The sequence below is a fragment of the Acinetobacter sp. 1207_04 genome, from assembly GCF_052850415.1.
Map to the genome: position 1 here is coordinate 1 of NZ_VXCQ01000020.1, position 26,301 is coordinate 26,301.

Genomic DNA, 26,301 nt, shown 5'->3' on the forward strand with positions numbered 1-26,301 from the left:
GCACAACCCTTTTTTGAATTTTAATTTTTTAGGTGCTCGCTTTATAAACCAGAATAAGCATAAATATATGTTTTTTATAAATAATTATTTTGAAATTAAAAGTTAATTTTTTAATCAAATGCTAAGTATGACAAAATCATTTGACTTAATTCTTTTTTAAGTTGTTGTTCTGAAATAAGAAAACTATTATTACTCACGTATCGCATCATTGTGAACAAGGTACTATTGATAATCACAAAGGATTTATTTCTTAAGGTTTCGAAGTTCCAGTGCTGAAAGTAACGATTAAAGACATACATGCCCACTTCAAAAAAATGCTTTTCTAAAATCTGCGCCGCTTCTGAATTATTATATCCATGCCAATGTTTCAGCACCTCCATAAAGAAGCCATCATCAGCTTTCATCATGTCAAAACCGAATTGGATGCTAATAGGTACAATTTCTGCGAGTGTTAAGTTTTCTTGTGCAATTGCAATCTGTTTAAACGCCATGCCCAAGTTTTCACTTTTACGGCGTAATAGCTCTTGAATGATTTCATCTTTATTTTCGAAATATTGATAAATTGAACCGACACTGACCCCTGATTTTTCTGCAATTTTAGGTGTCGTAACCTGCACAATTCCCTGCTCTGCAATACAAAGCTGTGCTGCTTCCAAAATATCATCAACAATTTTTTTGGCACGTTGTTGTTGTGGTTGTTTCCTCACAGTATCTACTCTGTGAAATGCGAATTGAATGCGAATAATTATTCATATTATAGTTTTGATTAAATAACAATCAAAAGGTCAATACAATGTTGAATCATCCAATTGCAAAACGTTTAGCTTCTTATGAGCGTGTAACAAAGAGTGATGTGGTATCTAAAGTACTACATAAAATCACCGATCAAAATTTTATTCCCAGTTATGCAGAATATTTAGAATTGAATGACAGTCTATATGCGGGTGATATTGCCATGGATCGAGTGATGGATTGGGTGATGACTGATCCACGGCGTAACCGCAAGCGTTTTGAAATGGCTTTGTATCAAGGTGTAGATCAACTTGAAGCACCTGAGTCTATTTTAATTGAATTTTTTAAACATATTGAAACACCACCAACATGGCTAAACAAAGACAAGCTTGATCATGCTGTAAATTTCACGCAACGATTAGGGAGCAATGGCACCTTTATTTTGCGAGATTTAGCACTTATGACGGGTTATCAATATCCAGGATTCAATCAGCCTTTAATTATGACAGGTGCATTGAAAAAATTTGCAGGTAAGCGTTTAGCTGAAACACATAAATGGTGGCTTGATGTTAACCAAATAAACAGCTTCGAGCGTTTTAATGCAGGTTTTACATCGACAATTTATGTACGTTTTATTCATTCTTTAATTCGTTATCAACTGAAAAAATCACCTGATTGGGACAATGACCTATGGGGAACACCGATTAATCAATATGATCAAGCCATGACAAATGTTGCTTTTAGTGGTGTCTTACTCCTCGGGATTCGTGCTATTGGTATTTTCCCTAATAAATCAGAAGCCGAATCGGTACTGCATTTTTGGAAATATGCAGGTTGGCTCATGGGTGTGGAAGAAAAATGGCTCGTCAACAAAGAGTCCGAAGCATGGAAATTACTACAATGGATGAATTATGCCCATCCCAAAATCGATCCAAGCAGTCAGATGTTAGCAAAGAGTTTGTCCAAAGAACCATTTGAACGCCAATATAAACATTTCAATACTTTCTTTCAGAAAAAAGCCTATCGAAATCATCTCGATATTACGCAGTTATTTTTGGGTAAACAAAAGATGAAAGACTTAGGCTTAAAACCGCGTCCCTTTGCATGGTATCCCTTATATTTATTGGCAAAAAATACACTGATTTATAATGGTGCAAGGCATAGTGATCTGCTCAAAAAATATTTACAACAACATGGCCGAGCAGAACAAGAATATGCACTCGCCTTATATCAAAATGCAGGAAAACAATTGGCGAGTATGCATCAGTAAAAAGTTAAGGTACTAAACCTTAACTTTTTTCCAAACGATGTTTATGAATGCTCATCACGACATCGCTAAATTCACCTAAAATATAATTTACCCACAGCCGACTATACCAATTAAATTCTGTAGATACTCGATAATCAATAGTGAGAATTAGTTTTGTGGTCTTCGCGTCCACTTGTTCTAATTGGTAATCTGTTTTGAGTAGGTCAAAGTATTTTCCACCTACTTCCACATGATCATCTAATGAGCCTTTTGGAAATGAATTAGTGTCAAATTGATAATTCCAACTCAACAAATAAGGTTTATGATTTGCCTGAACTTGCTCTTCAAATTGAACACCTCGTTCCCATTGAATCGTTCTAACCAATCCTGTCGCTCGTTGTTCAGTCATACCAAAAATAGGCTTTGGAAAACCCATTGTGAAAATAAAATTATTGGGAACCTCTTCAGGTTTAATTTTCCCAATATGATTAATCGCTTGAAAAACTTGTGCCTGAGTTGCATGAATGATCATTTCACGTTGCGTTTGCCCGTAATAATGCTTGCTCAAATCAGGTAAAATCAAAAAAAGTAAAAGCGGAAGTAAAGCCAATGAATAAATTTGTGCTGTGGGCTTCCAAAAAAAATAACAAATGATTTGCATTAAACCAGCACCAACCATAATTGCAAGCCAAGCCAAAGGAATTAGAACAATTAAACAAACCATTCCTTCATGAAAAATAAGTACACCGACAATTAAAAGTAAGCTCAAGCCTATAAGACTATCTATTCCCATGCGCCAAAAAGATAAGTTTGGATTTTCAAAGCTTGAAATATATTCAATAAACATGCCTATCAACAATGGAACAAAAATGATGACAGTCGCTTGCATTAAACTTTGTTCTATTGAACCTTCTCGAACATTAAGAAAACCGTGTCGCATTAAAAGAACTGTGAATAAAATTATGAACATTGCGACAAGAAACGGTAAAAATTTTCGCTTAAAACCCTGACTTTTTGTATACACGCTGACTAAACGCTCATTAATATAGGTTTTTTTTAATGCAATATAAAATAATTTTTCATCATTAAGGCTCCTATAAAAATGATAATTTTGAATATTATGAGAATCTAACCAATCAACTAATTCCGCTCTAAACTCATCACACCATTCTTCGACAATTAAAGTTGCACAGAGCTTTCTTTTTAATTCATTTAAATTTTTTTGTTTTTCATCATCTGTTATCATGATTTTTTCCTTTTTATTCAATCATCAACTATTTTCCAAACGACGTTTATAAATATTTAGTACAACATCGCTAAATTCATTGAGTACATAACGTGTCCACAAATCGGCATACCAATTCACCTCTGTAGACAGGCGATAATCAATGTTCAAGGTCATACGCGTTTGTGTTGGACTCACAGCTTCAAGTTTGTAATCAGTCGTGAGTAAATTGAAATATTGACCACCTATTTTCAAATGATCATCGAGTGAGCCTTTTGGAAAAGATTGTGGTGTAAAGACATACGTCCATGCCAACTGTGTTGGCGCATTGGACTGCGTAATTTTTTCTTGAAAATAAATATCTCGTTGCCAATAAATTTGGCGCATCAATCCATCTTCTGTTTGTTCAGTCATCCCTGAAATTGGTTTTGGAAAGCCCATGGTAAAAATAGGACTATATTTAATTTCATTGGGTTGAATCTGCTGAATATTATTAATAGAAGCAAAAACAGTTTCAATTGGCGCATTGACCACAATTTCTTGTTTGGTCATACCATTATGATATTGCGATAAATCGGGCAATAGAAAAAGCCCTAAGAGTGGCAACAGTGCAATCGAATAGATTTTTTTAGAAGGTTTCCACAAATGACGACACAGCGCTCGCATTGCAAAAGCACCTAAAGTCGAGCATGCGAAAAAAATCGGTGCTGCCATAATTAAGCAAATTACGCCTTCTCTTAAAATTACACCACCAACCACAATAATCGCGAGTAAAACCCATAATTGTTGCAGTAAAACTTTAGCAATAGAATGCGGACGATTTAATGTCGTCAGATATTCAACTAAAGCCCCAAAGCTGAATGGTAAAAAAATCAAAAATGCAGTCGTCAACATGGCTTCTTGACGCAAAGCAATGAGAGAAATAAGTAAAAAGTACAATAAAATTAAAATAATAATCGGAAGTAAAACACCTAACATTGAGCGTGCGTTATATTCTTGTTCAACCTCTATACTCGGTTTATGAAAAACACGACAAATTAGACGTCGATCAGGCTGTTGAAGGGTTCGATAAATCCGAATTTCATCAATTCCCTGCTGTTTTAATTCTGTACGAAATGCTTGTTCAAATTCAGCCGTCCACTCTGTATCAGCAATAGAAACTTCACTAAAATTTTTTAATTTATTGATATAAATTTCGATTTGTTCATTCATGTATGAATTGCGCTTAAATTTTATACGCAAACATTGTGACAGAAACCACCGTCAGCAGACAATGGTTTCTATTTTCAAAATCAATTCATAACGTCAAAAGGCTGAATTAAAATTTCATACTAATCCGTGCCCAATAATTGCGCCCAGTATTATTAAACTGTTCATTAGATGCAAAACCAAACCCTGAACTTCCTGCACGGTTTAAATGTTCGGTATAAGTTTTATCAAGGACATTATCAATGCCTAGAGCTAAATCAATATTATCTACAATATGATATGTAGCGTTTAAGGCCAAAGTGCTAAAGCCTTTGCTTTCACCCATATCGTAACCCACGATATTACCCTGATTTAAACTCACTCGATCTTGCTGTGCAACGGCACGCCATAACAAACCTAATGTATATTTATCTTGTACATAACGTAAGTTAAAGCGTCCTTCTAGTGGGGCAATCTGTGGCAATGGATCATTGCTTTCACTATTTTCACCCCATGCATACATCACACTTAAATCTGCTTGAATAGCATCGGTAAATTGATAACCCACACCTGCTTCTGCACCAGCAATCACAGCATCGACATTTTTAGCACCAGCACTAAAAGATGAACCATGACCATGTCCCCCCATCGTTGGATGATTGTGGTAACTCATAAGAATGTAGTCATTAATCAAGCCTGCATAAGCAGAAACCCACGAGTTAAATGCGCCATGTTGATGTTGATAACCCAAATCGAGTTGTAACGTTTTTTCTGTCTCTAGATCATTAAATGTCGGTTTCGACATGCCCATCGTACTTGGTAAAGAATTACCATGTGCCGTACTAAAAAGTTCCCAATAATCAGGTACACGTTCAACATAACCCAATCCTATATAACTCTTTGCTTGATGCTCTGCGCTTTCATGCTCTAAACGAATAAACCCGCTTGGTAATGTTTCCTTTCGATCATCATTTAGCTTAATCGCATCAATCTTCACTTGATCAATACGCGCACCACCAACTACTTTATATTGATCATTCAATTGGTAACCAAGTTCACTAAAAGCACCATATGAATTGAACTTCATATTGGTAGCTAAAGGCATATCCATCATCATTGACTTCATACTACCAGCATGATGATTTTGCTGTGTATCGATACCTGTCATCAAACTGAGTTGATTCCATTCTGATGTCATAGCCAAACGTGAATTGAGCGTCCTACGTGTAACTTGCATCTCGGAAGGATTTGGCATCGACATCGTATGATGACCATGTGTCATTTCCATCATTGGTGGTGTACGTAAGCTAAAGTTATCCATCACATGATCGTTATAACTATAGTTAACTGATGCTTCTACTTTCTTAATTACATCAGTAATATTCGTTTTCTCAAACCGTAGCCCCAAACTTTCACGAGCAAACTGTGAACCATCCATGTCACGACCTGCATATAAGGCTTCACCATCGCCTTTGCCTGCTGTCAACTCTAACCAAGTATCATCATTTGGTGTCCAACCCACTGCAACATCGCTATTCCAACGCTCCCATGCCGATGGTACGGTATTGCCATCACCATCTTGATAGCTATTAGACTCTGAACGATTGGCATTTAAACGAACATACTTTGTTTCATCGCCCACAATAGTTTCAACATTTTGATCTAAACGACCAAATGAACCAAGTAGAACACTCGCCTGACCTTCATAATGCTTTTCATTGTTTAATTTTGGCTTCTGACGTTCAAAAATCACCGTCGCTGCCGAACCTGTATTGGCATACTGGACTGTTTGAGGTCCTTTAATGACTGAAATTCGGTCATAACTTTCAGGCTGAATATAAGATGTCGGTGCATCCATACGACTTGGGCAAGCACCTAGACTTTCATTACCATCCGTTAAAATTTTAATACGTGAACCAAACATGCCTCTAAAGGTCACATCGCCATTGGTACCACCATTTTTGATTGCACTAAAACCCATAATGCTTTGTAAATAATCTGCACCATCTGTTGCAGGTACAGGTTGAATCGGCTGTTTAGGGTCTGCATGAATTATTAAACCATTACCGCCCTTTGCTGACTGGGCTGTGACGACAATAGGTGCTAACTTCTCAGCGGAATACTGCTCGACTAAATCACTAGATTCCGATGTTTTTAAATGTTCTTCTGCATGAATCATCCCTGAATAACACGCAACACAAACCGCAGCCGCAAGAGGCTGTAATAGAAAGTTAGGCTTAGCCATTTTCTTCTCACTTAATGCATAAATATAACTGTACGAGAGCCATTCAAGACTCTGAAATTTAAAGTTCTAAGTTTTAACGTTAAAGTTATGCAAAAAGCGGAGGGGCTCGCCCTTGAGGGAGCAGAAACAAACGTTGAAGTGCAAACCAAACATGAAGATAGGCTTGCTGAAAAGCAATCAGGCGAACTTGAATTTTCACCAAGACTTCTTTGACTTCAAGCACAGGAGGTAAAACTAAATTGCCATAAACAGTACAATACTGACATTGATGATTTGGATCATGATGATCATGACCTAGATTGACTGATGCTTGCTGGACTTGATGATCAGAGGCAACGTAAATAGCAGACTTTTGATGTTCAACTGCACTTTGCTGATGCATGTGCTGATAGTTATCATGACTGCTGCCATAATGAGCATGGTCATGTAGCGAAGATTTTTCATATTGCTGATGGTTTAAATGTTGATTACTCTGACTCTGAGCACTTTTAATTTGATAATAATTACTCTGTAACAAAGCTTGAGAAACAGTTTCACAGACCGGAGCAATTTGATATTGCTTCGGTAACAAAGGCTGTAAGAAAACAGCAATCTGTAAAAATACTGCGCCGAATCCTAGCAGCAGCCCCATTCTCAACAACAAAACGTTCATCTCAACATTTTCATGGTTTTAGTATAACAAAGCCCAATCAAAATTGGGCTTCATCTTTCACATACATGTAAAACAAAATTTTAACGCTTTACAGGTGCTTTATCTTTCACACGTTGACGTACTACTTTCTCTACTTTTTCACGTGCCCGTTGACGTTTTAAAGGCGAAAGATAATCGACAAATAGTTTACCGTTCAAGTGATCCATTTCATGTTGAATACACACTGCGAGTAATCCATCTGCTTCCATTTCAAATGCTTGACCATCTAAACCAATTGCATTGATTTTCACGCGTGACGGACGCTCAACTTTATCGTATATTTGAGGAACGGATAAACATCCTTCTTCATACGGTAGCATTTCTTCAGTCAATGAAGTAACTTTGGGGTTAATGAATACCATCGGTTGATCTTTATTTTCAGACAAATCCATAACGATGAGCTGAATATGATGATCAACTTGTGTCGCAGCCAAGCCTATACCGGGTGCTTCATACATGGTTTCAAACATGTCAGCGGCCAATTGACGAATATCATCTGTCACGGTTTCGACAGGTTTTGCAATGGTGCGCAAACGGGGATCAGGAAAACTTAAAATAGGTAATAAGGCCATACTGTATCCTCACTGGCTATGCCATTGATCTTAAAACTAAATGAAGAATTATGCTTCATTAAAAAAAAATGTGTAAGATGTTTATTATAACGCATATAGATCCATAGTTTCAGGAATTATGATAATGAAAAAGGTTTTCAAGGGCATAGTTAACTTTCATGCCACGGGGTTTAAAAAACACGTTCTTGCAATCGCACTTTGTGTTAGCGCAGGTGTCGCTTATATGGATGTTGCTGTTGCAGCAAGTCCGAACCAAAATCCACCCGCATTAAAAGCAAGTGCACCCTATGTCTATGTCGTTAAACGTGGCGATACACTGTGGGATATTGCTGGGAAATTCTTAAATAGTCCTTGGCGTTGGAAAGAAATTTGGGCAAGCAACCGCCACGTTAAAAATCCACACTGGATTTATCCTGGTGATAAACTTTTGCTCTGTACACTTGATGGTCGCCCACTCATTGGTAAAGATGAAGGCGATGGTTGCGAAGGCATTATTCGTCGTCATCAAGGTGGTGCTTCGCTTCAACCACAGATACGCATTGAATCTTTAGCCAACACTATTCCTGTCGTTCCTTTGGCATATATTCAACAATGGCTTGATCATAGTATTGTAGTTTCCCCTGAATCACTGACCAATATTCCTTATATTTTAGGTGCAGCCGATAATCGTGTGATTACAGGTGCCGGTCAAACTGTCTATGCACGTGGTAATGGCTTGGTGACAGGTCAGCAGTATGGTGTTTTCCGTCAAGGTGAACCGTATACATTTACCGACGCAACAGGTAAAAAAATCAATGCAGGCATTGAGCTAGTTGAAGTCGCATCTGCAACTGCCGTCGCAAATGAAAATGATATTACAACACTTGAACTCACGAAGAGTTTCAATGCTGAAGTACGTAAAGGTGATTTTGTATTACCACAATACGATAACAACATGCCAAGCCTGTTCTATCCAACAATTCCAAATGAAGTGACGGACGGTGGTCAGGTCGTACGTGTACAAGGTTCGATTGGAACTGCTGCACAACATGGTGTTGTCACTTTAGACCGTGGTGCATTACATGGTGTGAAATCAGGTCAAGTCTTTAGCATTTACCAAAAAGGTGAAACAGTACGTGATCCGCAAACTAAAGAAATGGTGAAATTACCTAATCAGCGTGTCGGTACAGTCATGATTTTCAAAGCATTTGATCAGTTAAGCTATGCTTATGTACTCGATAGTTCATTACCTATTAAAGTTGGTGCTGAAATTCAGCCACCTCCTACAACAGGCTACTAATCTTCTTACTTAGGTAAATAACGATGCTGAACCAAATTTCTTTGCAACATGCAAAGACCATTCAACTGTGGTATTTGGTTCAGCATTCACTTTCTGCTTTTCGTAAATTAGAACAATTTTTTGGTTCGGTTGAAGCTGCGGTTTCAACCGAAAATTTATCTAAATGGTCTGAAATCAAACTCCACAAAAGCCATTTAGAACGTGCCAAAGAGATACTTACACCTCTTGGGGAGCAAAAATTTCAGCGTTGTCTTGATCAAATCAAGCAATATACAGATTTTATTGTGACTGAGTCTGAACTGTCCTATCCTCAACAATTACTTCCCTATAATGATCATCCTCCAATTTTATTTGGCAAAGGTAATCTTCAAAATTTAAGTCAACCCCAAATTGCTATTGTTGGTAGTCGTAAGCCTAGTCCACACGGCAAACAGGTTTCTTTTGATTTTGCCTATTATTTAAGTGAAAAAGGCTTTTTTATTACGAGTGGACTAGCACAAGGAATTGATGAAGCTGCTCATATGGGAGCGCTTGAAAATCATCGAACCATTGCTGTGATTGGTACAGGGCTTGATCTCACTTATCCATCACAAAATGCAGGATTACAGAAGAAGATTCTACAAAATTCAGGAACCGTGATTTCTGAATTTTTACCGAATACAAAGCCATTGCAACAACACTTTCCTCGGCGCAATCGTATTGTCAGTGGGCTCAGTATTGGAATACTCGTTGCCGAAGCAGCTGTCGAAAGTGGCTCACTCATTACAGCAAAATTAGCCGCCGAACAAGGTAAACTTACTTTTGCTATTCCAGGGCATATTTACAGTGATTTTCATCGTGGTTGTCATCAACTGATTCGTGAAGGAGCGATTTTGGTTGATCATCCTGAGCAATTGATTGAAGATGTTGCCCTACCTACACAATGGCATTACCAACAAAAAAATGATGAAAGTTCACGTACTGACATAAGCCCAACAATAAATACTGGTACTTCTAACGACATTCCTCAACATCTATTTTTACTGTATCAGCAACTTGATTGGACTGGACAAGATATTGATTCTCTTTCAGAAAAACTCAATATCAATATTGCCGAATTAACTGCATCACTCATGGAACTAGAACTTTTAGGACTGTGTATTCAACAATCTGGGCTTTACTTACGTTGCCGTAAAAGTTTTTAAGGTTCACAATAACCTTTTCAACTTTGCCAAGGTACGGATCTATGATTACAACCTCAGTTGCTGAAGCTGCCGAATATTTAACTCAAGGCAAAGTACTTGCCTATCCGACAGAAGCAGTATGGGGCTTAGGTTGCGACCCATTTAATGAACACGCTTTCCTTGAAATTTTACGCCTGAAACAACGACCAATTGAAAAAGGAGTGATTTTGCTTGCTAGCCACATCAATCAAGTTGAGCATCTGTTACAAAATTTACAACCTGCTGTTCGTGAACAAATTATTGAAACATGGACAAATCGTACATTGAATGATCGCGCTACGACATGGTTACTTCCTGCCGATGAGCATATCCCGACTTGGATTAAAGGTGACCATCCTAAAGTTGCTGTCCGTGTCACAACACATCCACTCTGTGTTGCTCTCTGTAATGCGTTTAATGGCTTTATTGTATCGACTAGTGCCAATCCTGCTGGGCTTGAACCTGCACGCTCACTACAAGATGCAAATCAATACTTTAACTTTGAAATCAATTACTTAAATGGGGACTTAGGCTTAGGCACTGAACCTAGTAAAATTTTAGATGCTGAATCTGGAAACATTATTCGTGCTTAACTGTAATTTTATTGCTTAAACATCCCTTAAATATTAATTCATTTTGTTAATTATAATTGAATAGACAAAAAAAAAGCTCAGTCATAACTAAGTGACTGAGCATGAAAAAGGATGTGCAAAACACATCCAGAGGGTCTTGAAAATTCATTGAGAAAATCAGTTTATAAATTATTAGAAGAACTGTGATTTTCAATGCGAGTATTATGCGATAAATGATTTTTTTATACAAATATTTTATTTATCTTATGTTTAGAGATATAAATGCAAAAAAGTGAAATACAAAAAAGGTATTCAAACTAAGTTATTCTTATAGTTTATTAAATTTATTTTTTTTACATTTATACAGATCACTATAAGCTCATAAAATCATGCATTTGATCCCCAAAATAGGTTTTATTTGTTTGTTTTTTAATCAAATTAGTGTAACTTTCCACTTTTGTCTAATTATATAATATAAATAACTGAGATTTATACCGTAACTTTGCGCTTTTTTTGTGCCAATATAATGCCAAGTACAATAATTACACCGCCAATACTATGATAAACCGTCCACGCTTCTTTTAACCAAAAATACGCAATAATGGCAGTAAAGACAGGCATCAAATTCATAAAAATACTCGTTCGATTAGGACCAATATATTGCACTGCCATCATCCACAGCAAAGGTGCCATCAATGAAGGGAAAATACCTGCATAAAAAACACTAGCGGCATTTTCTGCATTTAGCGAATCTAGACCATTCCATAAGACAAAGGGTAAATGGTAGATCAAGGTAAATCCAATCTGAACATAAAGGCTAATGAGTAAGGGAACCTTCAGTTGCCATTTTTTCAAAAAAACACCATAAAATGCGTAGAAAAAAACAGCAAAGATCATCATGATATCGCCCCAATGTTGCCCAAGTTGCAATAAGCTGATGAAACTCCCCTGTCCCATGACATACAGTAGACCTGTAAATGACAAAAGACTGCCCATTACAGCAAAACGATTAGGCACTTCTTTTAAAATTACGAATGATACAAAGAGCGTAAATACAGGAATAAAGGCATTAATAATACCCATATTGGTCGCCGAAGTATGATGCGATGCGCTATACGCTAGACCTTGATATAACGCCATACCAAAAGCACTCAGTACAGCAAATTGATGTAAATGAGCTTTAATCAATTGACGTTGTTGCCATACTTTTATTGCCATAAATGGGGTTAAAACAATAAAAGCAATCAACCAACGATAAAAACTAATACTCACAGGTGAAATGTAGTCTGCTACATAGCGTGTAACTGCAATATTCATTGACCAAATAAATACAGCAAGCAGAGGAAGCGCAAATGCCCACCACATTTTTTGTTGAGTCTTTAACATTTTCATCTCTCTGCTACTGAAACAATCAAGGTTACGCCCATTACGCTCACCTATTTACTGAGAAACATTATCAATTAAGTCCAATTAAATTAAAATATGGTATTTCAGACATATATAGGGCATTTCCGCCCCATTTATATTTTAAAATCAAAGCATGAGAGAATGTGATTAATCAATTACTTCCTACACCACCCACAATAACAATCAAGCTGAAGTACAGTTGACAATTTTTATAGTGCCAAGCAAGCTAATTGTACTGAAAATCAATGGATGTAAATATGTTTTCCACACTGATTTCAATTGATGAATTTTTTTATCAAAAACATGATGTTGTGACTCCACATTGCAATTTATGGGGAGATTTTAATTTGAGTTTGAATGGTACTTTAGAGCTCAATGTCGCAGACCAAATTTATCTATCACCACCCAATTATGGTCTATGGATTCCACCACAGACTGAACATTGTTGTACTGCGGTGAATGAGCATTTAACCCATTATATTTGTATTCGAATTCACCCTAAACTGTGTCAGTCTTTTGCTCAACTCACTCAAACATTAAATGTACGCCCTTTTTTACGTCAGACCATAACTGAAATTTTAGAGCAACAAAAACAAAGATGTAGCGATCCCGAATATTATGAGCAACTTTTACAATTGCTCTTTCGACAAATTCAAAAAAGTACCCATTATCAACATTATCTTCCACAGAGTAATCATCCTATTTTAAAACCCATTCTTGATCGCCTGTCTGAAACTCAGCATTTTCATTTAAGTTTGCAAGAAATTTTAGATCAGGTTCAAATTTCTGAAAGACATGCATTGCGACTGAGTCAGCAACAATTACAAATGAGTCTATCTGAATGGCGTAATCGCTCTAAAATCATCTACGCTATCTCACAAATTCAACAAGGTGTATCCATTAAAAAAATTGGTTTGGAACTTGGTTATCAACATAGCTCTAGTTTTATTGAATTTTTTAAACGCTTTACAGGTCAAACTCCTGCCCAAATGCGACACCAATAAGCGTATCTAAAAAGATAAATCGGATGTTTTTTATTCTGTTTTTTTAACCAGCACTCCAACCCATGAAGTTATTTTAATAACCTTATATACAAAAAAACTATAGTCAATTTAGGTCTAATTATGAGAATTTAACTTATATATGTAGCAAGCATATTTAAATATATGCCTTAAAGTATTCGGATTTAAATTTTTATTCTCAATAATAAAGGTCTTATAATGAAAAAATCATTACTCGTTTCACTCTGTACAGCAGCTTTAATTTTAACTGCATGTGACAAAAAATCTAACGAAAACACTTCAAGCTCAAGCAATACACCAGCAACCACAACATCTGCTCCTGCTGCAACACTCAGTACAGCAAATAGTGCAGATATGAAAAGTGATTTTGTTACCATCCAAACCCTTTCTAGTACGCGTGCGCAAGAAGCTTTAACATTTCAGCAAGACATGATGAAAGCAGCTCAAAAAGGCGATAAGTCGGCAATTTCAGGTATTGTTGATAATTTAAAAACCTATGTTACCAATTTCAATAATGATTTAGATGGTTTGGCATTAAAAAGTAGTGAAGGTGCTTCTCTACGTGACAAAATGAAAGAAGCAAATACTCTGAGCCTTTCGCTTTCAGAAGAAAGTATTAAAATGCCACCAGATACAGCAAAACTTCAACAATTACAAACTCAAGCAATGGAACTTCAAAAAACTGTACTCGCTGAAATGCAAGCTCTACAAGCTGTAAAATAATCATGATCTAAATCTATAATTATTTATTTTTACTGTAAAAGCAGATCATTTGATCTGCTTTTTTGATCTCACTCACACTTGATTGATCTACTAAAAATTAAATTTGCATTTAAGTTGAGAAAAACTTGTCTAGACGCTGAATTATCGTTAAAACATACACTCAAACTAGATAAACATAGCAAGGATTTCAGCATGGCATCTGTATACGATATTCCAGTCAAAACCATACAAGGTACAGACACCACACTTAATCAATATGAAGGCAAAGTTCTTTTAATTGTTAATGTTGCTTCAAAATGTGGTTTAACTCCGCAATATGAAGGACTTGAAAAACTGTATTCTGAAAAGAAAGATCAAGGTTTAGAAATTCTTGGTTTTCCTGCAAATAATTTTCTTGCACAAGAACCAGGCACAGATGAAGAAATTCAGAAGTTCTGCTCTTTGACTTACAATGTCGAGTTTCCATTATTTGCCAAAATTTCTGTGGCAGGCGATGACAAACACCCATTGTATGACACACTCATTCACGCTATTCCTGAACGTCTAGGTGAAGGTCCATGGTGGAAAGATCTTGTTGATTATGGTTTAACACCAAATCCAAAACCTGAAGTACTATGGAACTTTGAAAAATTTATCGTAAATAAACAAGGTGAAGTTGTTGCGCGTTTTGCACCAGACATTACAGCCGATGATCCACGCTTACTCGAAGTTTTGCAAACTGAACTTGCTAAATAAGTTATTGCTTGACCCAATTTAGAATGATTCAAATACACGGTAAAAAGGAACGAATAGCGTTCCTTTTTATGTATTGATATGGCTTATTGTTATGACTTTGCAACAATCCAATTTTTATTCACATTTCCACTTTATAGTTCAAAACCAATAGTCAAAGTATTTTAAAGAAATTCAGATGCATGCAATGAAAAAGCTCGTCCAAGGGGCACTCCTCCCTTTTGTCATTTTTACCTCAGGTATTTTGTTATTGGGATGTGAGCCTTCACCTGAACAATCAAACTCTCAGAACTCAAATGCTAAAGCATCATCAGAGCAGGCTCATAGTGACCATGAAAATCAGGCAGATACAACACAAACTCAATCTGAACTTAAAAGTGGCAATATGTTCTATATCGCTCGCGATGTAGCTGATGTTCAATTTAAAGCAGGTGGCTATGTTGAAAAATTGACCCAAGCACAAGCAGATCTACAAAATGCGATTGAATCCAAAGACCAAAATGAATTGCAAAATATAGTAAAAACATTAAGCCAAGAACTACAAGGCTTCAATACAGCCCTCATTTCCCTAGATTTAAAAAGTCAGGAAATTGATGATATTCGTCAACATGTTTTACAAAGCAATAAAGAGTTACTCAATTCAGCATTACTCAATGGCAATATTGATGTGAGTAAAATCAACATTAAACAGTTTGAACAACAAGTTGGCAATATTCAAACTGAAATGCTTAAACTTGCGGCTATGCTCATTCCAACTGCTGATGCTAATTCCACAAAGGAATAAAGTTACTCTATTTTAATATTACATTGAGTATCCTGCCCTTTTGCCCGTTTGATTTCCTGACGAAACCGTGAACTTGCATAAGGGTAATCCTTTGGTACAAATAATGTTAAACGAGTTTTATGAGGCTCAACACTTTCTAACAAAACTTTAGATAAATAAGCACCGCCTTTACTTCGAGCGAAAATCGTCCCCATTTCAAAGTGTTCTTCCAATTTACTATCTGTAAAAACAAAATCTTGCTTTGATGTAAATGCAATACATTGGCTATAGGCTAATTTTAAATTTTTGTAGGCTTGTAAATAGTTAATTTCTAATTCTGCTTGCATGCCATTTTGAATTGAATTTGCCACCAAAGCCGCTTCAGTTGGCTGAGTCTTGGTTAGTTCAAATTGATGCTGACAGGCGCTCAAAATACTTACAATACAAAAATACAATAAGGCCTTCTCTAATAATACTTTTTTCATTTTAATTTTTAAACTTAAGCTTGATTCTCATAGGTCTATCTTGCATGATTTACCACACAATTTAGCATATTTTTGTAGCCATCTATGCAACTGATTATTTTTACAGGTGTTCAAGCATCGGGTAAGTCAACATTTTATAAACATTATTTTTATGATACACATCTGCGCATCAACCTCGATATGTTGAAAACTAGGCATCGTGAAAATATTTTGTTTGAGGCGGCATTACGATCCAAAACCAAAATGGTAATTGATAATACCAATATGACGATTCATGACCGTGAGCGTTATATTCAACGGGCAAAAGATGCTGACTTTGATATAGTTTCTTTTTATTTTGAAACCGATTTAGAAAGTACTTTACACCGCAATACACAACGTGAAGGCAAAGCCAATATTCCTGAACAAGGTGTGAAAGCCACTTTCTACAAACTGCAAAAGCCGACATCTTCAGAAGGGTTTAATGCACTGTTTAAAGTTAAACTAATTGAAAACAATGGATTTTCGATCCTACCCATAAATGACTAAAAGTAATCAATAATTACTGAGTAGAGTGCCACGCTTTAAAAGTCATTTGGATTTGTTGTTCAATGTCTGCTGATACTTTTCTTGATTCTAAAGTGGAGAAATCCCCTCGATAAGTTTCCCTCACAATTAAACCTGCTATTTCTTCAATAGCCACTCTACCTTGTGATTGGAATCTTTTAATTTCATTTTCAGTAAGTTTAATATCCCAACAAGAGACAACTGAACTCATATCTATTGCAATGCTGAGATAGTAATTGGAATCATCTTGGTAGAGTTCCCAAAAGTGTGGTTGCTGTTCAATGAGGTGCATAATTTTTTGAAATCCTTTTTTATTCTTTAGATTATGCTAAGTACACAATTTAATACATGCAACTTTAGGTGGTCTATCTTTAAATTAAATCAGTAGATATATACAGCTTTCATGTGCCTAAATTTAGAAAATTACAGTTTTTTCTTTGGCTTTCTTTTATGTATGGTTTCTCTAACTACAGATATAAAGTGTCTTGGAGATGATTTCAACTTAATGCTATTCACTACTCTTTTTGATACCTCATTCTCCAATTTGTAATATACAAAAAAGCTGATGAATTAAATTTTCTAAAACCTTAAGATATAAAATTAACTCTTTTCTAGACTTAAAGTCTGCTCGATGAGTTGCATCATTACCTAAATAACGAATATTATCCAACAATTCTCTTTGTTTTGTGGAGATAAATCCACCACTCTCAAATTGATTTAAAATACCCCCTAAATCATCAGATTTCCCAAAGTACTTAATTGTTTTCTCTAAAAGAGTGCTTAAACCGAATTCGGTTAATAAAGGTATCTTATTATTTAGAGCCATTATTACCTCTTCATAAGTTAAATAAATCTCTTATGGTAGAATTTTTTAAATTTTTTTGAAAAAGCTGTTTCCTCATCGCGTATAGGATAAATATTCATTTGTGATGGTATATCTAATATATTGTTTCCATAAATATCTTGACCAATAACTACAATATCATCAGGGTCCCATTTTTCCTTGCAAAAAGATATATCATCGCAATTTATGCATTTTATTATTTGATAACACTCATAAAGTCTAAGACACTCATCTTCATAAATTATATGATTTCTAATATTTATAAAAACTTCATGCTTTATTGCAACGTTACAAATTAAACATAAGCATTTTTCAAAATTCTCAACTTGCTCTAATTTCTCAATTTTTTAGAACATGGGACAGAATCAATTATTCTTTTGCATCAAAAGACCTTATATTGTTCAAATTTAATCTTATTTATAGCATAAAAAAACCGCCCTTTCGGACGGTTCTTCAATCTCGAACTGTGTCTTATTGAGCACGGTTCTTGATTTTGCGGATGGTATCCAACTGAGCAGCAGTTTCTGCAAGAGCAGCCAAAGCAGCAGCCGAGTCCAAATCGCTCTTTTGATTTGCAAGCAAAGTTTCAGCATTTTTACGTGCTTCTAAAATTGCAGCTTCATCTAAGTTATCGGCACGAACTGCAGTATCTGCAAGAATCGTAACAACATGCGGTTGAACTTCTAAAACACCACCAGATACATAGATTAACTCTTCTGTACCATTTTCAAGCAGAACGCGAATCGCGCCCGGCTTAAGCAAAGTTACCAACGGAGCATGACCAGGCATAATACCCAGTTCACCGCCAGCACCTTTTGCAATTAGCATAGTCACAGCGCCAGAGTACAAAGACTCTTTAACACTTACAACGTCACATTGCATAGTCGACATGTGAATCTCCTAAAATAGAGTTGCTAATTAAAGCTTCTCGGCTTTAGCGATCACTTCGTCAATACCACCAACCATATAGAACGCTTGTTCTGGAATGTGGTCGAATTCACCAGCTAACAGACCTTTAAAGCCACGAATCGTTTCTTTAAGCGGTACAAGTTTACCAGGAGCACCAGTAAACACTTCAGCTACGTGGAATGGCTGAGAGAAGAAACGTTGAATTTTACGCGCACGGTAAACAGTCAATTTGTCTTCTTCTGCAAGCTCATCCATACCAAGAATTGCGATAATGTCTTTCAATTCTTTATAACGTTGAAGAACGTTTTGAACTGAACGAGCAATTTCGTAATGCTCAGTACCAACAACTAAAGGATCTAATTGGCGTGAAGTAGAGTCAAGTGGATCGATCGCTGGATAAATACCAGAAGATGCGATGTCACGGCTCAATACTACAGTTGCATCTAAGTGAGCAAATGTAGTTGCAGGCGATGGATCTGTTAAGTCATCGGCAGGTACGTATACCGCTTGAATTGACGTAATAGAACCAGACTTAGTCGATGTAATACGTTCTTGAAGAACACCCATCTCTTCTGCAAGTGTAGGCTGATAACCTACTGCAGATGGCATACGACCTAGAAGTGCTGATACTTCAGTACCCGCTAGTGTATAACGATAGATATTATCTACGAACAATAATACATCACGACCTTTGCCGTTTTCGTCTTTCTCGTCACGGAAATACTCAGCCATAGTCAAACCAGTCAACGCTACGCGTAAACGGTTGCCTGGTGGCTCATTCATCTGACCGTAGACCATTGCTACTTTGTCTAGAACGTTAGAGTCTTTCATTTCGTGATAGAAGTCATTACCTTCACGAGTACGCTCACCAACACCAGCAAACACAGATAAACCTGAGTGAGCTTTAGCGATGTTGTTGATCAACTCCATCATGTTTACAGTTTTACCAACACCGGCACCACCGAACAGACCAACTTTACCACCTTTAGCAAACGGGCAAAGTAAGTCAATGACTTTAATACCAGTTTCTAAAAGGTCAGTAGAAGCAGCTTGTTCAGCATAAGAAGGTGCTTGACGGTGAATTGGCAAACGCGCTTCGGTTGCAACAGGACCAGCTTCATCGATCGGGCGACCAAGAACGTCCATGATACGACCAAGAGTCGCTGTACCTACAGGTACAGAGATTGGAGCGCCAGTATTCGTTGCGTTCAAACCACGCTTAAGGCCTTCAGTAGAACCCATTGCAATAGTACGAACTACGCCATCACCAAGTTGTTGCTGAACTTCTAAAGTAGTTTCAGTACCATCAACATGGAGAGCGTCATAGATCTTAGGAACGCTGTTGCGTTCAAACTCGACGTCGATAACCGCGCCGATGATCTGAATGATACGACCGCTATTCATTGCTGTCTCCTCAATTCAAAATAATGTTAAACGGCAGCGGCACCACCAACGATCTCAGAAATTTCCTGAGTAATCGCGGCTTGACGCAGCTTGTTATAAATAAGTTGTAAGCTCTTGATGATGTCGCCTGCGTTATCGGTTGCAGCTTTCATTGCCACCATACGTGCAGATTGTTCACATGCAATATTTTCAATCACACCTTGATACACCACTGACTCGATATAACGAACCAATAAACCATTTAATAGCTCTTCAGCTTCTGGTTCATACAAGTAGTCCCAACCATATTGACGGTTTAGACCTTCTTCCGTTTCAGCCGCAGCCAAAGGAACAAGTTGTTCTACTTTTTGGTTTTGAGTCATTGCATTGACAAAGCCATTAGATACAAGATAAATACGATCTAACTCGCCTTTATCAAATGCATCCAACATTACTTGTACTGAGCCAGACAACTGTTCAAGACTTGGTGTATCGCCTACATTCGTAGTCGCACCTAGTACTTTACCGCCGTAGTTTTTAAAAAACGAAACCGCTTTTTGACCAATCAAAGCAAATTGAACTTCAATTGACTGCTCTTGTTGCTGTTGAACGTGTTTAACCACTTTCTTGAACAAGTTAATGTTCAAACCACCAGCAAGGCCACGATCTGAAGAAACAATGATATAGCCAACGCGCTTAACAGGGCGTTCAACCATATAACGGTGTTTGTATTCAGGGTTCGCTTGTACCAAATGAGCAATTACACGGTGCATATTTTCGGCATACGGACGGCCTTGAGCCATGCGCTCTTGCGCACGACGCATCTTAGAAGCTGCTACCATCTGCATCGCTCGAGTAATCTTTTGCGTGCTTTTGATACTAGCTACTTTGGCGCGAATTTCTTTTAAATTTGCCATACGCTAAACCTAGTATTCAAAGGCCCTTTCGAGCCTCCGAAGGTTGATTCCGTGAACCAAACCATCACTAAATTTCAACTGGTTGAAACTTAGTAAGTTTGAGTCGCTTTGAACTTCTCAATACCTGCTTTGAATGCTGCTTCGATTTCTTTATCGTAAGCACCAGTCTCGTCAATTTTTTGCATTAACGGCGCATGTTCTGCGCGGAAGTAAGAAATTAACGCAGCATCAAAGTCTACGATTTTCTTCACTTCAACGTCAGTCATATAACCTTCGTTAGATGCATAAACTGAAACAGCTTGGTCAGCAATTGAATATGGAGCATATTGTTTTTGCTTCATTAATTCAGTTACACGTTGACCATGTTCAAGTTGCTTACGTGTTGCTTCATCAAGGTCAGAAGCGAACTGAGCAAATGCTGCCAATTCACGATATTGCGCCAAAGCAGTACGGATACCACCAGACAATTTTTTGATGATCTTCGTCTGAGCAGAACCACCAACACGCGATACAGAAATACCTGCGTTTACAGCTGGACGGATACCCGCATTGAACAATGAAGTTTCAAGGAAAATCTGACCATCAGTAATCGAAATTACGTTTGTTGGTACGAATGCAGATACGTCACCCGCTTGAGTTTCAATAATCGGCAATGCAGTTAATGAACCAGTTTGGCCTTTAACTTCACCGTTAGTGAATTTCTCAACGTAGTCAGCAGATACGCGCGAAGCACGTTCAAGAAGACGCGAGTGAAGATAGAATACGTCACCTGGATACGCTTCACGACCTGGTGGACGACGTAATAACAATGAAATTTGACGGTAAGCAACTGCTTGCTTAGACAAATCATCATAAATAATTAACGCATCTTCACCACGGTCACGGTAGTATTCACCCATTGTACAACCAGAGTACGGAGCTAAATACAGCATTGCTGCTGGATCAGATGCACCTGCTGCGACAACAGTTGTATACGCCATAGCGCCAGTTTCTTCTAGCTTGCGCACAACAGTAGCGATAGTCGATTGTTTTTGACCAATTGCTACATATACACATTTAATACCAGAGTGTTTCTGAGCGATGATCGCATCGATCGCCATTGCTGTTTTACCAGTTTGACGGTCACCGATGATTAATTCACGTTGGCCACGGCCAACTGGAATCATTGTATCAACTGATTTATAACCAGTTTGTACAGGCTCATCTACCGACTGACGCCAAATTACGCCTGGTGCTACTTTTTCAACAGCATCAGTTAATTTTGCATCGATCGGGCCTTTACCATCAATCGGGTTACCCAAAGCATCTACTACACGGCCTAAAAGTTCTGGACCAACCGGAACTTCTAATACACGACCTGTGCAACGCGCTTTTTGGCCTTCTTGAAGGCTTAAGTAGTTACCTAAAACAACGACGCCCACTGAATCCTGTTCTAGGTTCAGTGCCATACCGTATAGGCCGCCGTCGAATTCGATCATTTCACCGTACATAGCATCAGCTAGGCCGTGAATACGCACAATACCGTCGGAAACCATAACAATGGTCCCTTCGTTCTTAGCGGTCGCGCTGGTGTCCAGATCGCCGATACGCTGTTTAATGAGCGCACTGATCTCGGATGGATTCAGTTGTTGCATTGCGCTATACCTCAATCGTTTTAATGTTCAGTCTTCTTTTATGCAATTTTGATTTATCAATCATTATGCAAGAAGACGTGTTCGCATTTTTTCAAGCTTGCTAAGCGCAGAATCATCTATCACTTGGTCGCCAGCACGAATAACTACACCGGCAATTAATGCCTTATTCACTTCTACCGTTGCTTTCACAGCACTGTTAAAACGCTTTTCGAGCGCATGTACCAGTTTCTGTTCTTGAACAGCATCAAGTGGAAATGCAGATTCAATAATGACATCTACAGTGTTGTTGTTCTGTGCTTTAAGTTGTTCGTATTCTGCTTCAATTTCAGGTAACAAAGCCACACGGCCATTCTCTGCAAGAAGTGTCAAAAAGTTTGACACTGATGCAGTTTGTTGTTCACCTAAAACTTTCGCAAAAAGTTCGACCTGCTGAGCAGGAGTCAACTCTGGGCGACTTAAATAAGCGGAAAATGCTTCATCTTGCACCGCAGCACTGAGCAGTTGTAATACAGTTGACCAAGTGTCAGTTGCATTCTGTTCAGTAGCATAAGCAAATGCTGCTTTAGCGTATGGTCGTGCCAACGTCAAGAATTCAGCCATATTCGCCTCGCTTAAAGTTTAGCTGCCAGCTGATTCAGCATGGCATTATGAGCTTCTGCGTCAACTTGCTGGTTCAGAATTTTTTCTGCGCCGGCAACTGCAAGAGCAGCAACTTGTTGACGTAATTCTTCACGAGCAGCATTGATATCTTGATCAACAACATCTTTCGCTTGTTGACGAATACGCTCACCTTCAGCAGATGCTTGAGTACGCGCTTCTTCTACCAATTGCGCACCGCGACGGTTCGCTTGCTCGATCAACTGAGCTGCTTGTGCTTTCGCTGCATCAATTTCAGCTTTAACTTGAGCTTGCGCATCCGCAAGGTCAGCTTTCGCTTTTTCAGCAGCATTTAAGCCATCAGCGATTTTACGCTGACGCTCACTAATCGCACTGATTAGTGGTGGCCATACAAACTTCATGCAGAATGCGACAAACATCGCAAATGCAATCGCTTGGCCAATCAATGTGAGGTTGATATTCATTGCTATTCCTCAAATAGTTGATTTCGGAATGTAGCGAATTAACCCAATAAGCCGATGAACGGATTTGCGAAGATAATGAACAAGCCAATACCAACACCGATCATAGGCACAGCATCAAGAAGACCCGCGATTAAGAACATACGAGTTTGAAGTTGTGGAGCAAGTTCTGGTTGACGAGCTACAGCTTCAAGGAAGCGACCACCTAAAAGACCAAAACCAATTGCAGTACCTAATGCGCCAAACGCGATTAAAAGGGCAGCTGCAACAGCAGATAAGCCAACTACTAAATCCATGAAAAAATCCTCAGAGGTTGAGTTTAAATCAAACAAAAAAACTGTAGCTCAACCGCCTTAGTGCAGCTGAGCCATATTCATTAATGCTTTTCGGTAGCCATACTCATGTACACGATAGTCAGCATCATGAAAATGAATGCTTGTAACGTGATAATAAGAATATGGAAGATCGCCCAAGGCACAGACAACGCCCATTGTACCCAGAAAGGTAGTAACGCGATCAAGATGAAGATTAACTCACCTGCATACATGTTACCGAACAGTCGAAGTGCCAATGAAATTGGACGTGCAATAAAAGTTACAAGTTCAAGTAAGATATTTACAGGAATAAGTAAAGCTTTTAGCAATGGGTTACTTGGGTTAAATGGGTTAAGTGCAAATTCTGCACCAAAGCCTACAAGTCCTTTTTCACGAATACTATAGAAAATAGTTAATGCAAATACTGACAATGCCATACCCAAAGTTACGTTAGGGTCAGTAGTTGGAACAATTTTAAAGTAAACGTGATGAGGATCCATACCAAATACGTGTGCACCGATCAATTGAGCTGTATACGGGATAAAGTCAACTGGGATTAAGTCCATTAAGTTCATGAGGAAAATCCACACGAAAATGGTTAATGCTAGTGGTGCAATTAAGCGTGATTTGCCATGGAATGTATCGCGAACGCTTGAGTCAACAAACTCGATAATCATCTCAATTGCAGATTGGAATTTGCCAGGGATACCAGCATTTGCAGCTTTCGCTACCATCCAAAATAACAAACAGAAAATCAGACCAAGACCGATTGACCAACCCATCGAATCCAAGTGAATAGCAGTGAACCCCATATCTTTAGCTTCAGCAGCAGTCTCAGCCAACTTCCACGTACCGTCTGGCATTTTGCCATAAGTCATGTTGGTCAAGTGATGCTGAATATACTCAGACGAGGTAAGGGTATGTTCTTCAGCAGCCATAAATCACACCTGGTTAATGTCAAATACTAAATTAGAACTTTAACGAACATCGCGTGCTGCTTGATATCTCGTTAAAGTTCTAAAAAAACTTCATTTTTTGTTGTTTCTACGCCTATTTTTGTAATCGTGCAGCCAATAAAGGCGCAAACCACGACATACACTGAACAAGAATGAAACCACAAAACAATGCAACCGCTGACAACGGCTTAACATTGCTTAAAATCAAAATGAAACCAACGATCACTATTGCAAATTTGCCCATCATGCCCTGATACATGTTCATCAGAACCTGTTTGGATGCACGTGCTCCCGCAGCCCGAAATGATTGCCATGAAAAGTAACTGCAGGCAAGCCAACAGACCAAAGCCCCTAAAGCTGCACTGAGTGCGGCTGTAGTATCTTTGATTACCCAAGCAATCAAGGCTGAAACAGGAATCATTAGTGCTTGTAAAAGGACCAAAGCTTTCGCTAATCGTCGGTCAATCATGCGATTGGCTCGGCTCATTTTTTACTCACTCACAGCATAAATGCTTGACAAGTTTAGCTGATGATCGTTTTTAATCGCAGGCATTATAGGGTTACACCCCTGAACATGCAATCTTTTCCCGATCTTAGTCGTGTTTTTTTAAACGCGACATTGCTTTCGATCTGTACAATTGATGCTTATTTTTTGCATCATTTCCGTGCACTATATATACAGGCTTGTGTTTCTTTTGCCAAACTTTGCCATGCAACCACAAAATCTTGATATTTTGCTAAAGTTTCATCTACAGCCTGAAAAGCAATATTGCCTAATTTACTGTATTGCGCAGGGGTTGCACTACCTTCTGCAAGCAGACACATTTTTGTAACTGGGCGTGTGTCATTTAAATATTTAATCTGCGCAACAGTAGCAGCAACATGCGGATCATCTGTTAAAGCACCTGCAAATTTTAAGTTTAATGGGCGCTCTAAATATTGGTATGCATCATGAAATGCCCAATACGGTTTGGGATTACCTGATGTAGTAAATTTCTGTGATGCTAAAATCATTTCACGGGCAAAACTTTTGGCATTATTCCAATACATCGCTTTATGTTCAGGATATTGCTGTGAACGTAATGCTGCAATAAAGAAACCAATACGAACAGCATTGTTTGGATCAAGCCAAACATGAGTATCAATGGTATTTTTAATTGCCACACCACGAGTGCTACGTAAAGGCAATGCTTGAATGATGCCTGAATCGAGGATTGCAATCGCTTTATTACTTTCACCGAGCACTTTTTCGAGTGGAGCTTCATGTGCTTGCCCCAACCAAATCACCAAGCCTGCTTCTTGAATGGCTTTACGGTGTGCTGGTGTAAGTTGTACATCATGTCCTGACTGATTTCCCAACAACAACTCTGGTGTTTCGACACCTTGTGTAATTTTCTTGGCAATCAGATAAATAGGATGAGTAGAAATAACCAAAGGAGATTGAGCCCATGCCATACCACTTAGAACAGCACACAGCAGAAAAGCCAACAAGCGTTTCATGACGAGAAATTACCAAAATATTTTCATGTTATAATATAACAAATATGAAAAAATACCTATGCCATTCGTAAGAAGTTATGGCTTCATGTTAAGATATTCGATTGTCTCTTCATTTAAAAGAAATCCAGAGGG

Annotated in this window: 29 protein-coding genes; 9 read left to right on the plus strand and 20 right to left on the minus strand. The window is 37.9% G+C overall.

Annotation, left to right across the window (positions count from 1 at the left end; translation table 11 throughout):
• Positions 1–110: 110 nt before the first annotated feature.
• Entirely contained in the window at positions 111–707 is a 597-nt protein-coding gene (locus FW754_RS14835; RefSeq protein WP_446325073.1) for a TetR/AcrR family transcriptional regulator, read from the minus strand.
• Between the two features lie 86 nt (positions 708–793).
• On the opposite strand from FW754_RS14835, the gene FW754_RS14840 reads away from it, so the two are divergent.
• On the plus strand, positions 794–2,002 hold the full coding sequence (locus tag FW754_RS14840; RefSeq protein ID WP_446325074.1) for an oxygenase MpaB family protein: 1,209 nt from the start codon (positions 794–796) through the stop codon (positions 2,000–2,002).
• A 19-nt stretch (positions 2,003–2,021) separates the two neighbouring features.
• Here the strand turns inward: FW754_RS14840 and FW754_RS14845 are convergent, their stop codons facing one another.
• The 5 genes from FW754_RS14845 to def all read right to left on the minus strand — a co-directional run bounded on the left by FW754_RS14845 (position 2,022) and on the right by def (position 7,902).
• A complete protein-coding gene (locus FW754_RS14845) occupies positions 2,022–3,227 on the minus strand; it encodes a hypothetical protein (RefSeq protein WP_446325075.1) in 1,206 nt (401 codons plus the stop codon).
• A 24-nt stretch (positions 3,228–3,251) separates the two neighbouring features.
• Positions 3,252–4,418 carry a hypothetical protein gene (locus tag FW754_RS14850; RefSeq protein ID WP_409512532.1) on the minus strand — a complete coding sequence of 389 codons (1,167 nt, stop codon included), beginning with the start codon at positions 4,416–4,418 and terminating at the stop codon, positions 3,252–3,254.
• 106 nt (positions 4,419–4,524) lie between these two features.
• Complete coding sequence (locus FW754_RS14855; protein WP_446325076.1) at positions 4,525–6,639, minus strand: TonB-dependent copper receptor; 2,115 nt, start codon at positions 6,637–6,639, stop codon at positions 4,525–4,527.
• Positions 6,640–6,724: 85 nt separating this feature from the next.
• Positions 6,725–7,282, minus strand: coding sequence for a DUF2946 domain-containing protein (locus FW754_RS14860; RefSeq protein ID WP_446325101.1), 558 nt, complete (start codon positions 7,280–7,282; stop codon positions 6,725–6,727).
• Between the two features lie 89 nt (positions 7,283–7,371).
• On the minus strand, positions 7,372–7,902 hold the full coding sequence (gene def / locus FW754_RS14865; RefSeq protein ID WP_409512534.1) for a peptide deformylase: 531 nt from the start codon (positions 7,900–7,902) through the stop codon (positions 7,372–7,374).
• A gap of 124 nt (positions 7,903–8,026) precedes the next feature.
• Here def and FW754_RS14870 point away from each other — a divergent pair, with 124 nt between their 5' ends.
• The 3 genes from FW754_RS14870 to FW754_RS14880 are packed head-to-tail and all read left to right on the plus strand — an operon-like array spanning position 8,027 to position 10,976.
• Complete coding sequence (locus tag FW754_RS14870) at positions 8,027–9,181, plus strand: LysM peptidoglycan-binding domain-containing protein (RefSeq protein ID WP_409512535.1); 1,155 nt, start codon at positions 8,027–8,029, stop codon at positions 9,179–9,181.
• 23 nt (positions 9,182–9,204) lie between these two features.
• Complete coding sequence (gene dprA, locus FW754_RS14875) at positions 9,205–10,365, plus strand: DNA-processing protein DprA (RefSeq protein WP_409512536.1); 1,161 nt, start codon at positions 9,205–9,207, stop codon at positions 10,363–10,365.
• Positions 10,366–10,406: 41 nt separating this feature from the next.
• A complete protein-coding gene (locus tag FW754_RS14880) occupies positions 10,407–10,976 on the plus strand; it encodes an L-threonylcarbamoyladenylate synthase (protein WP_446325077.1) in 570 nt (189 codons plus the stop codon).
• Positions 10,977–11,444: 468 nt separating this feature from the next.
• Here FW754_RS14880 and FW754_RS14885 read toward each other — a convergent pair whose 3' ends face one another.
• On the minus strand, positions 11,445–12,320 hold the full coding sequence (locus tag FW754_RS14885; RefSeq protein WP_446325102.1) for a DMT family transporter: 876 nt from the start codon (positions 12,318–12,320) through the stop codon (positions 11,445–11,447).
• Positions 12,321–12,619: 299 nt separating this feature from the next.
• On the opposite strand from FW754_RS14885, the gene FW754_RS14890 reads away from it, so the two are divergent.
• The 4 genes from FW754_RS14890 (at position 12,620) to FW754_RS14905 (ending at position 15,623) form a co-directional block, all read left to right on the plus strand.
• Positions 12,620–13,366: an AraC family transcriptional regulator gene (locus tag FW754_RS14890; RefSeq protein WP_409512538.1), complete on the plus strand. Its 747-nt coding sequence runs from the start codon at positions 12,620–12,622 to the stop codon at positions 13,364–13,366.
• A 216-nt stretch (positions 13,367–13,582) separates the two neighbouring features.
• Positions 13,583–14,107, plus strand: coding sequence for a hypothetical protein (locus tag FW754_RS14895; RefSeq protein WP_419349123.1), 525 nt, complete (start codon positions 13,583–13,585; stop codon positions 14,105–14,107).
• A 192-nt stretch (positions 14,108–14,299) separates the two neighbouring features.
• Complete coding sequence (locus tag FW754_RS14900) at positions 14,300–14,842, plus strand: glutathione peroxidase (protein ID WP_446325078.1); 543 nt, start codon at positions 14,300–14,302, stop codon at positions 14,840–14,842.
• Positions 14,843–15,026: 184 nt separating this feature from the next.
• Positions 15,027–15,623 (plus strand): hypothetical protein, encoded by a 597-nt coding sequence (locus FW754_RS14905; RefSeq protein ID WP_446325079.1) that lies wholly within the window; start codon positions 15,027–15,029, stop codon positions 15,621–15,623.
• A gap of 2 nt (positions 15,624–15,625) precedes the next feature.
• Here FW754_RS14905 and FW754_RS14910 read toward each other — a convergent pair whose 3' ends face one another.
• Positions 15,626–16,087 carry a hypothetical protein gene (locus tag FW754_RS14910; protein ID WP_446325080.1) on the minus strand — a complete coding sequence of 154 codons (462 nt, stop codon included), beginning with the start codon at positions 16,085–16,087 and terminating at the stop codon, positions 15,626–15,628.
• A gap of 84 nt (positions 16,088–16,171) precedes the next feature.
• Here FW754_RS14910 and FW754_RS14915 point away from each other — a divergent pair, with 84 nt between their 5' ends.
• Complete coding sequence (locus FW754_RS14915; RefSeq protein WP_446325081.1) at positions 16,172–16,615, plus strand: AAA family ATPase; 444 nt, start codon at positions 16,172–16,174, stop codon at positions 16,613–16,615.
• A gap of 13 nt (positions 16,616–16,628) precedes the next feature.
• Here the strand turns inward: FW754_RS14915 and FW754_RS14920 are convergent, their stop codons facing one another.
• The 12 genes from FW754_RS14920 to FW754_RS14975 all read right to left on the minus strand — a co-directional run bounded on the left by FW754_RS14920 (position 16,629) and on the right by FW754_RS14975 (position 26,169).
• Positions 16,629–16,925 (minus strand): hypothetical protein, encoded by a 297-nt coding sequence (locus tag FW754_RS14920; RefSeq protein WP_446325082.1) that lies wholly within the window; start codon positions 16,923–16,925, stop codon positions 16,629–16,631.
• A gap of 240 nt (positions 16,926–17,165) precedes the next feature.
• Positions 17,166–17,459 carry a DUF4145 domain-containing protein gene (locus tag FW754_RS14925; RefSeq protein WP_446325083.1) on the minus strand — a complete coding sequence of 98 codons (294 nt, stop codon included), beginning with the start codon at positions 17,457–17,459 and terminating at the stop codon, positions 17,166–17,168.
• 489 nt (positions 17,460–17,948) lie between these two features.
• Complete coding sequence (locus FW754_RS14930) at positions 17,949–18,368, minus strand: F0F1 ATP synthase subunit epsilon (RefSeq protein ID WP_409512546.1); 420 nt, start codon at positions 18,366–18,368, stop codon at positions 17,949–17,951.
• A gap of 27 nt (positions 18,369–18,395) precedes the next feature.
• A complete protein-coding gene (gene atpD / locus FW754_RS14935; RefSeq protein ID WP_409512547.1) occupies positions 18,396–19,790 on the minus strand; it encodes a F0F1 ATP synthase subunit beta in 1,395 nt (464 codons plus the stop codon).
• A gap of 26 nt (positions 19,791–19,816) precedes the next feature.
• Complete coding sequence (gene atpG, locus FW754_RS14940; RefSeq protein WP_409512548.1) at positions 19,817–20,686, minus strand: F0F1 ATP synthase subunit gamma; 870 nt, start codon at positions 20,684–20,686, stop codon at positions 19,817–19,819.
• A gap of 89 nt (positions 20,687–20,775) precedes the next feature.
• The gene (gene atpA / locus FW754_RS14945) at positions 20,776–22,320 is read right to left on the minus strand and encodes a F0F1 ATP synthase subunit alpha (protein WP_409512549.1); all 1,545 of its coding nucleotides are present in this window, start codon (positions 22,318–22,320) and stop codon (positions 20,776–20,778) included.
• 63 nt (positions 22,321–22,383) lie between these two features.
• On the minus strand, positions 22,384–22,920 hold the full coding sequence (locus tag FW754_RS14950) for a F0F1 ATP synthase subunit delta (protein ID WP_409512550.1): 537 nt from the start codon (positions 22,918–22,920) through the stop codon (positions 22,384–22,386).
• Positions 22,921–22,931: 11 nt separating this feature from the next.
• Entirely contained in the window at positions 22,932–23,402 is a 471-nt protein-coding gene (locus FW754_RS14955) for a F0F1 ATP synthase subunit B (RefSeq protein WP_409512551.1), read from the minus strand.
• 38 nt (positions 23,403–23,440) lie between these two features.
• A complete protein-coding gene (gene atpE, locus FW754_RS14960) occupies positions 23,441–23,695 on the minus strand; it encodes a F0F1 ATP synthase subunit C (protein ID WP_107008918.1) in 255 nt (84 codons plus the stop codon).
• A gap of 80 nt (positions 23,696–23,775) precedes the next feature.
• On the minus strand, positions 23,776–24,651 hold the full coding sequence (gene atpB, locus FW754_RS14965; RefSeq protein WP_409512552.1) for a F0F1 ATP synthase subunit A: 876 nt from the start codon (positions 24,649–24,651) through the stop codon (positions 23,776–23,778).
• Positions 24,652–24,763: 112 nt separating this feature from the next.
• On the minus strand, positions 24,764–25,156 hold the full coding sequence (locus FW754_RS14970; RefSeq protein ID WP_409512553.1) for an ATP synthase subunit I: 393 nt from the start codon (positions 25,154–25,156) through the stop codon (positions 24,764–24,766).
• Positions 25,157–25,326: 170 nt separating this feature from the next.
• A complete protein-coding gene (locus tag FW754_RS14975) occupies positions 25,327–26,169 on the minus strand; it encodes a metal ABC transporter solute-binding protein, Zn/Mn family (protein ID WP_446325084.1) in 843 nt (280 codons plus the stop codon).
• Positions 26,170–26,301: the final 132 nt, after the last annotated feature.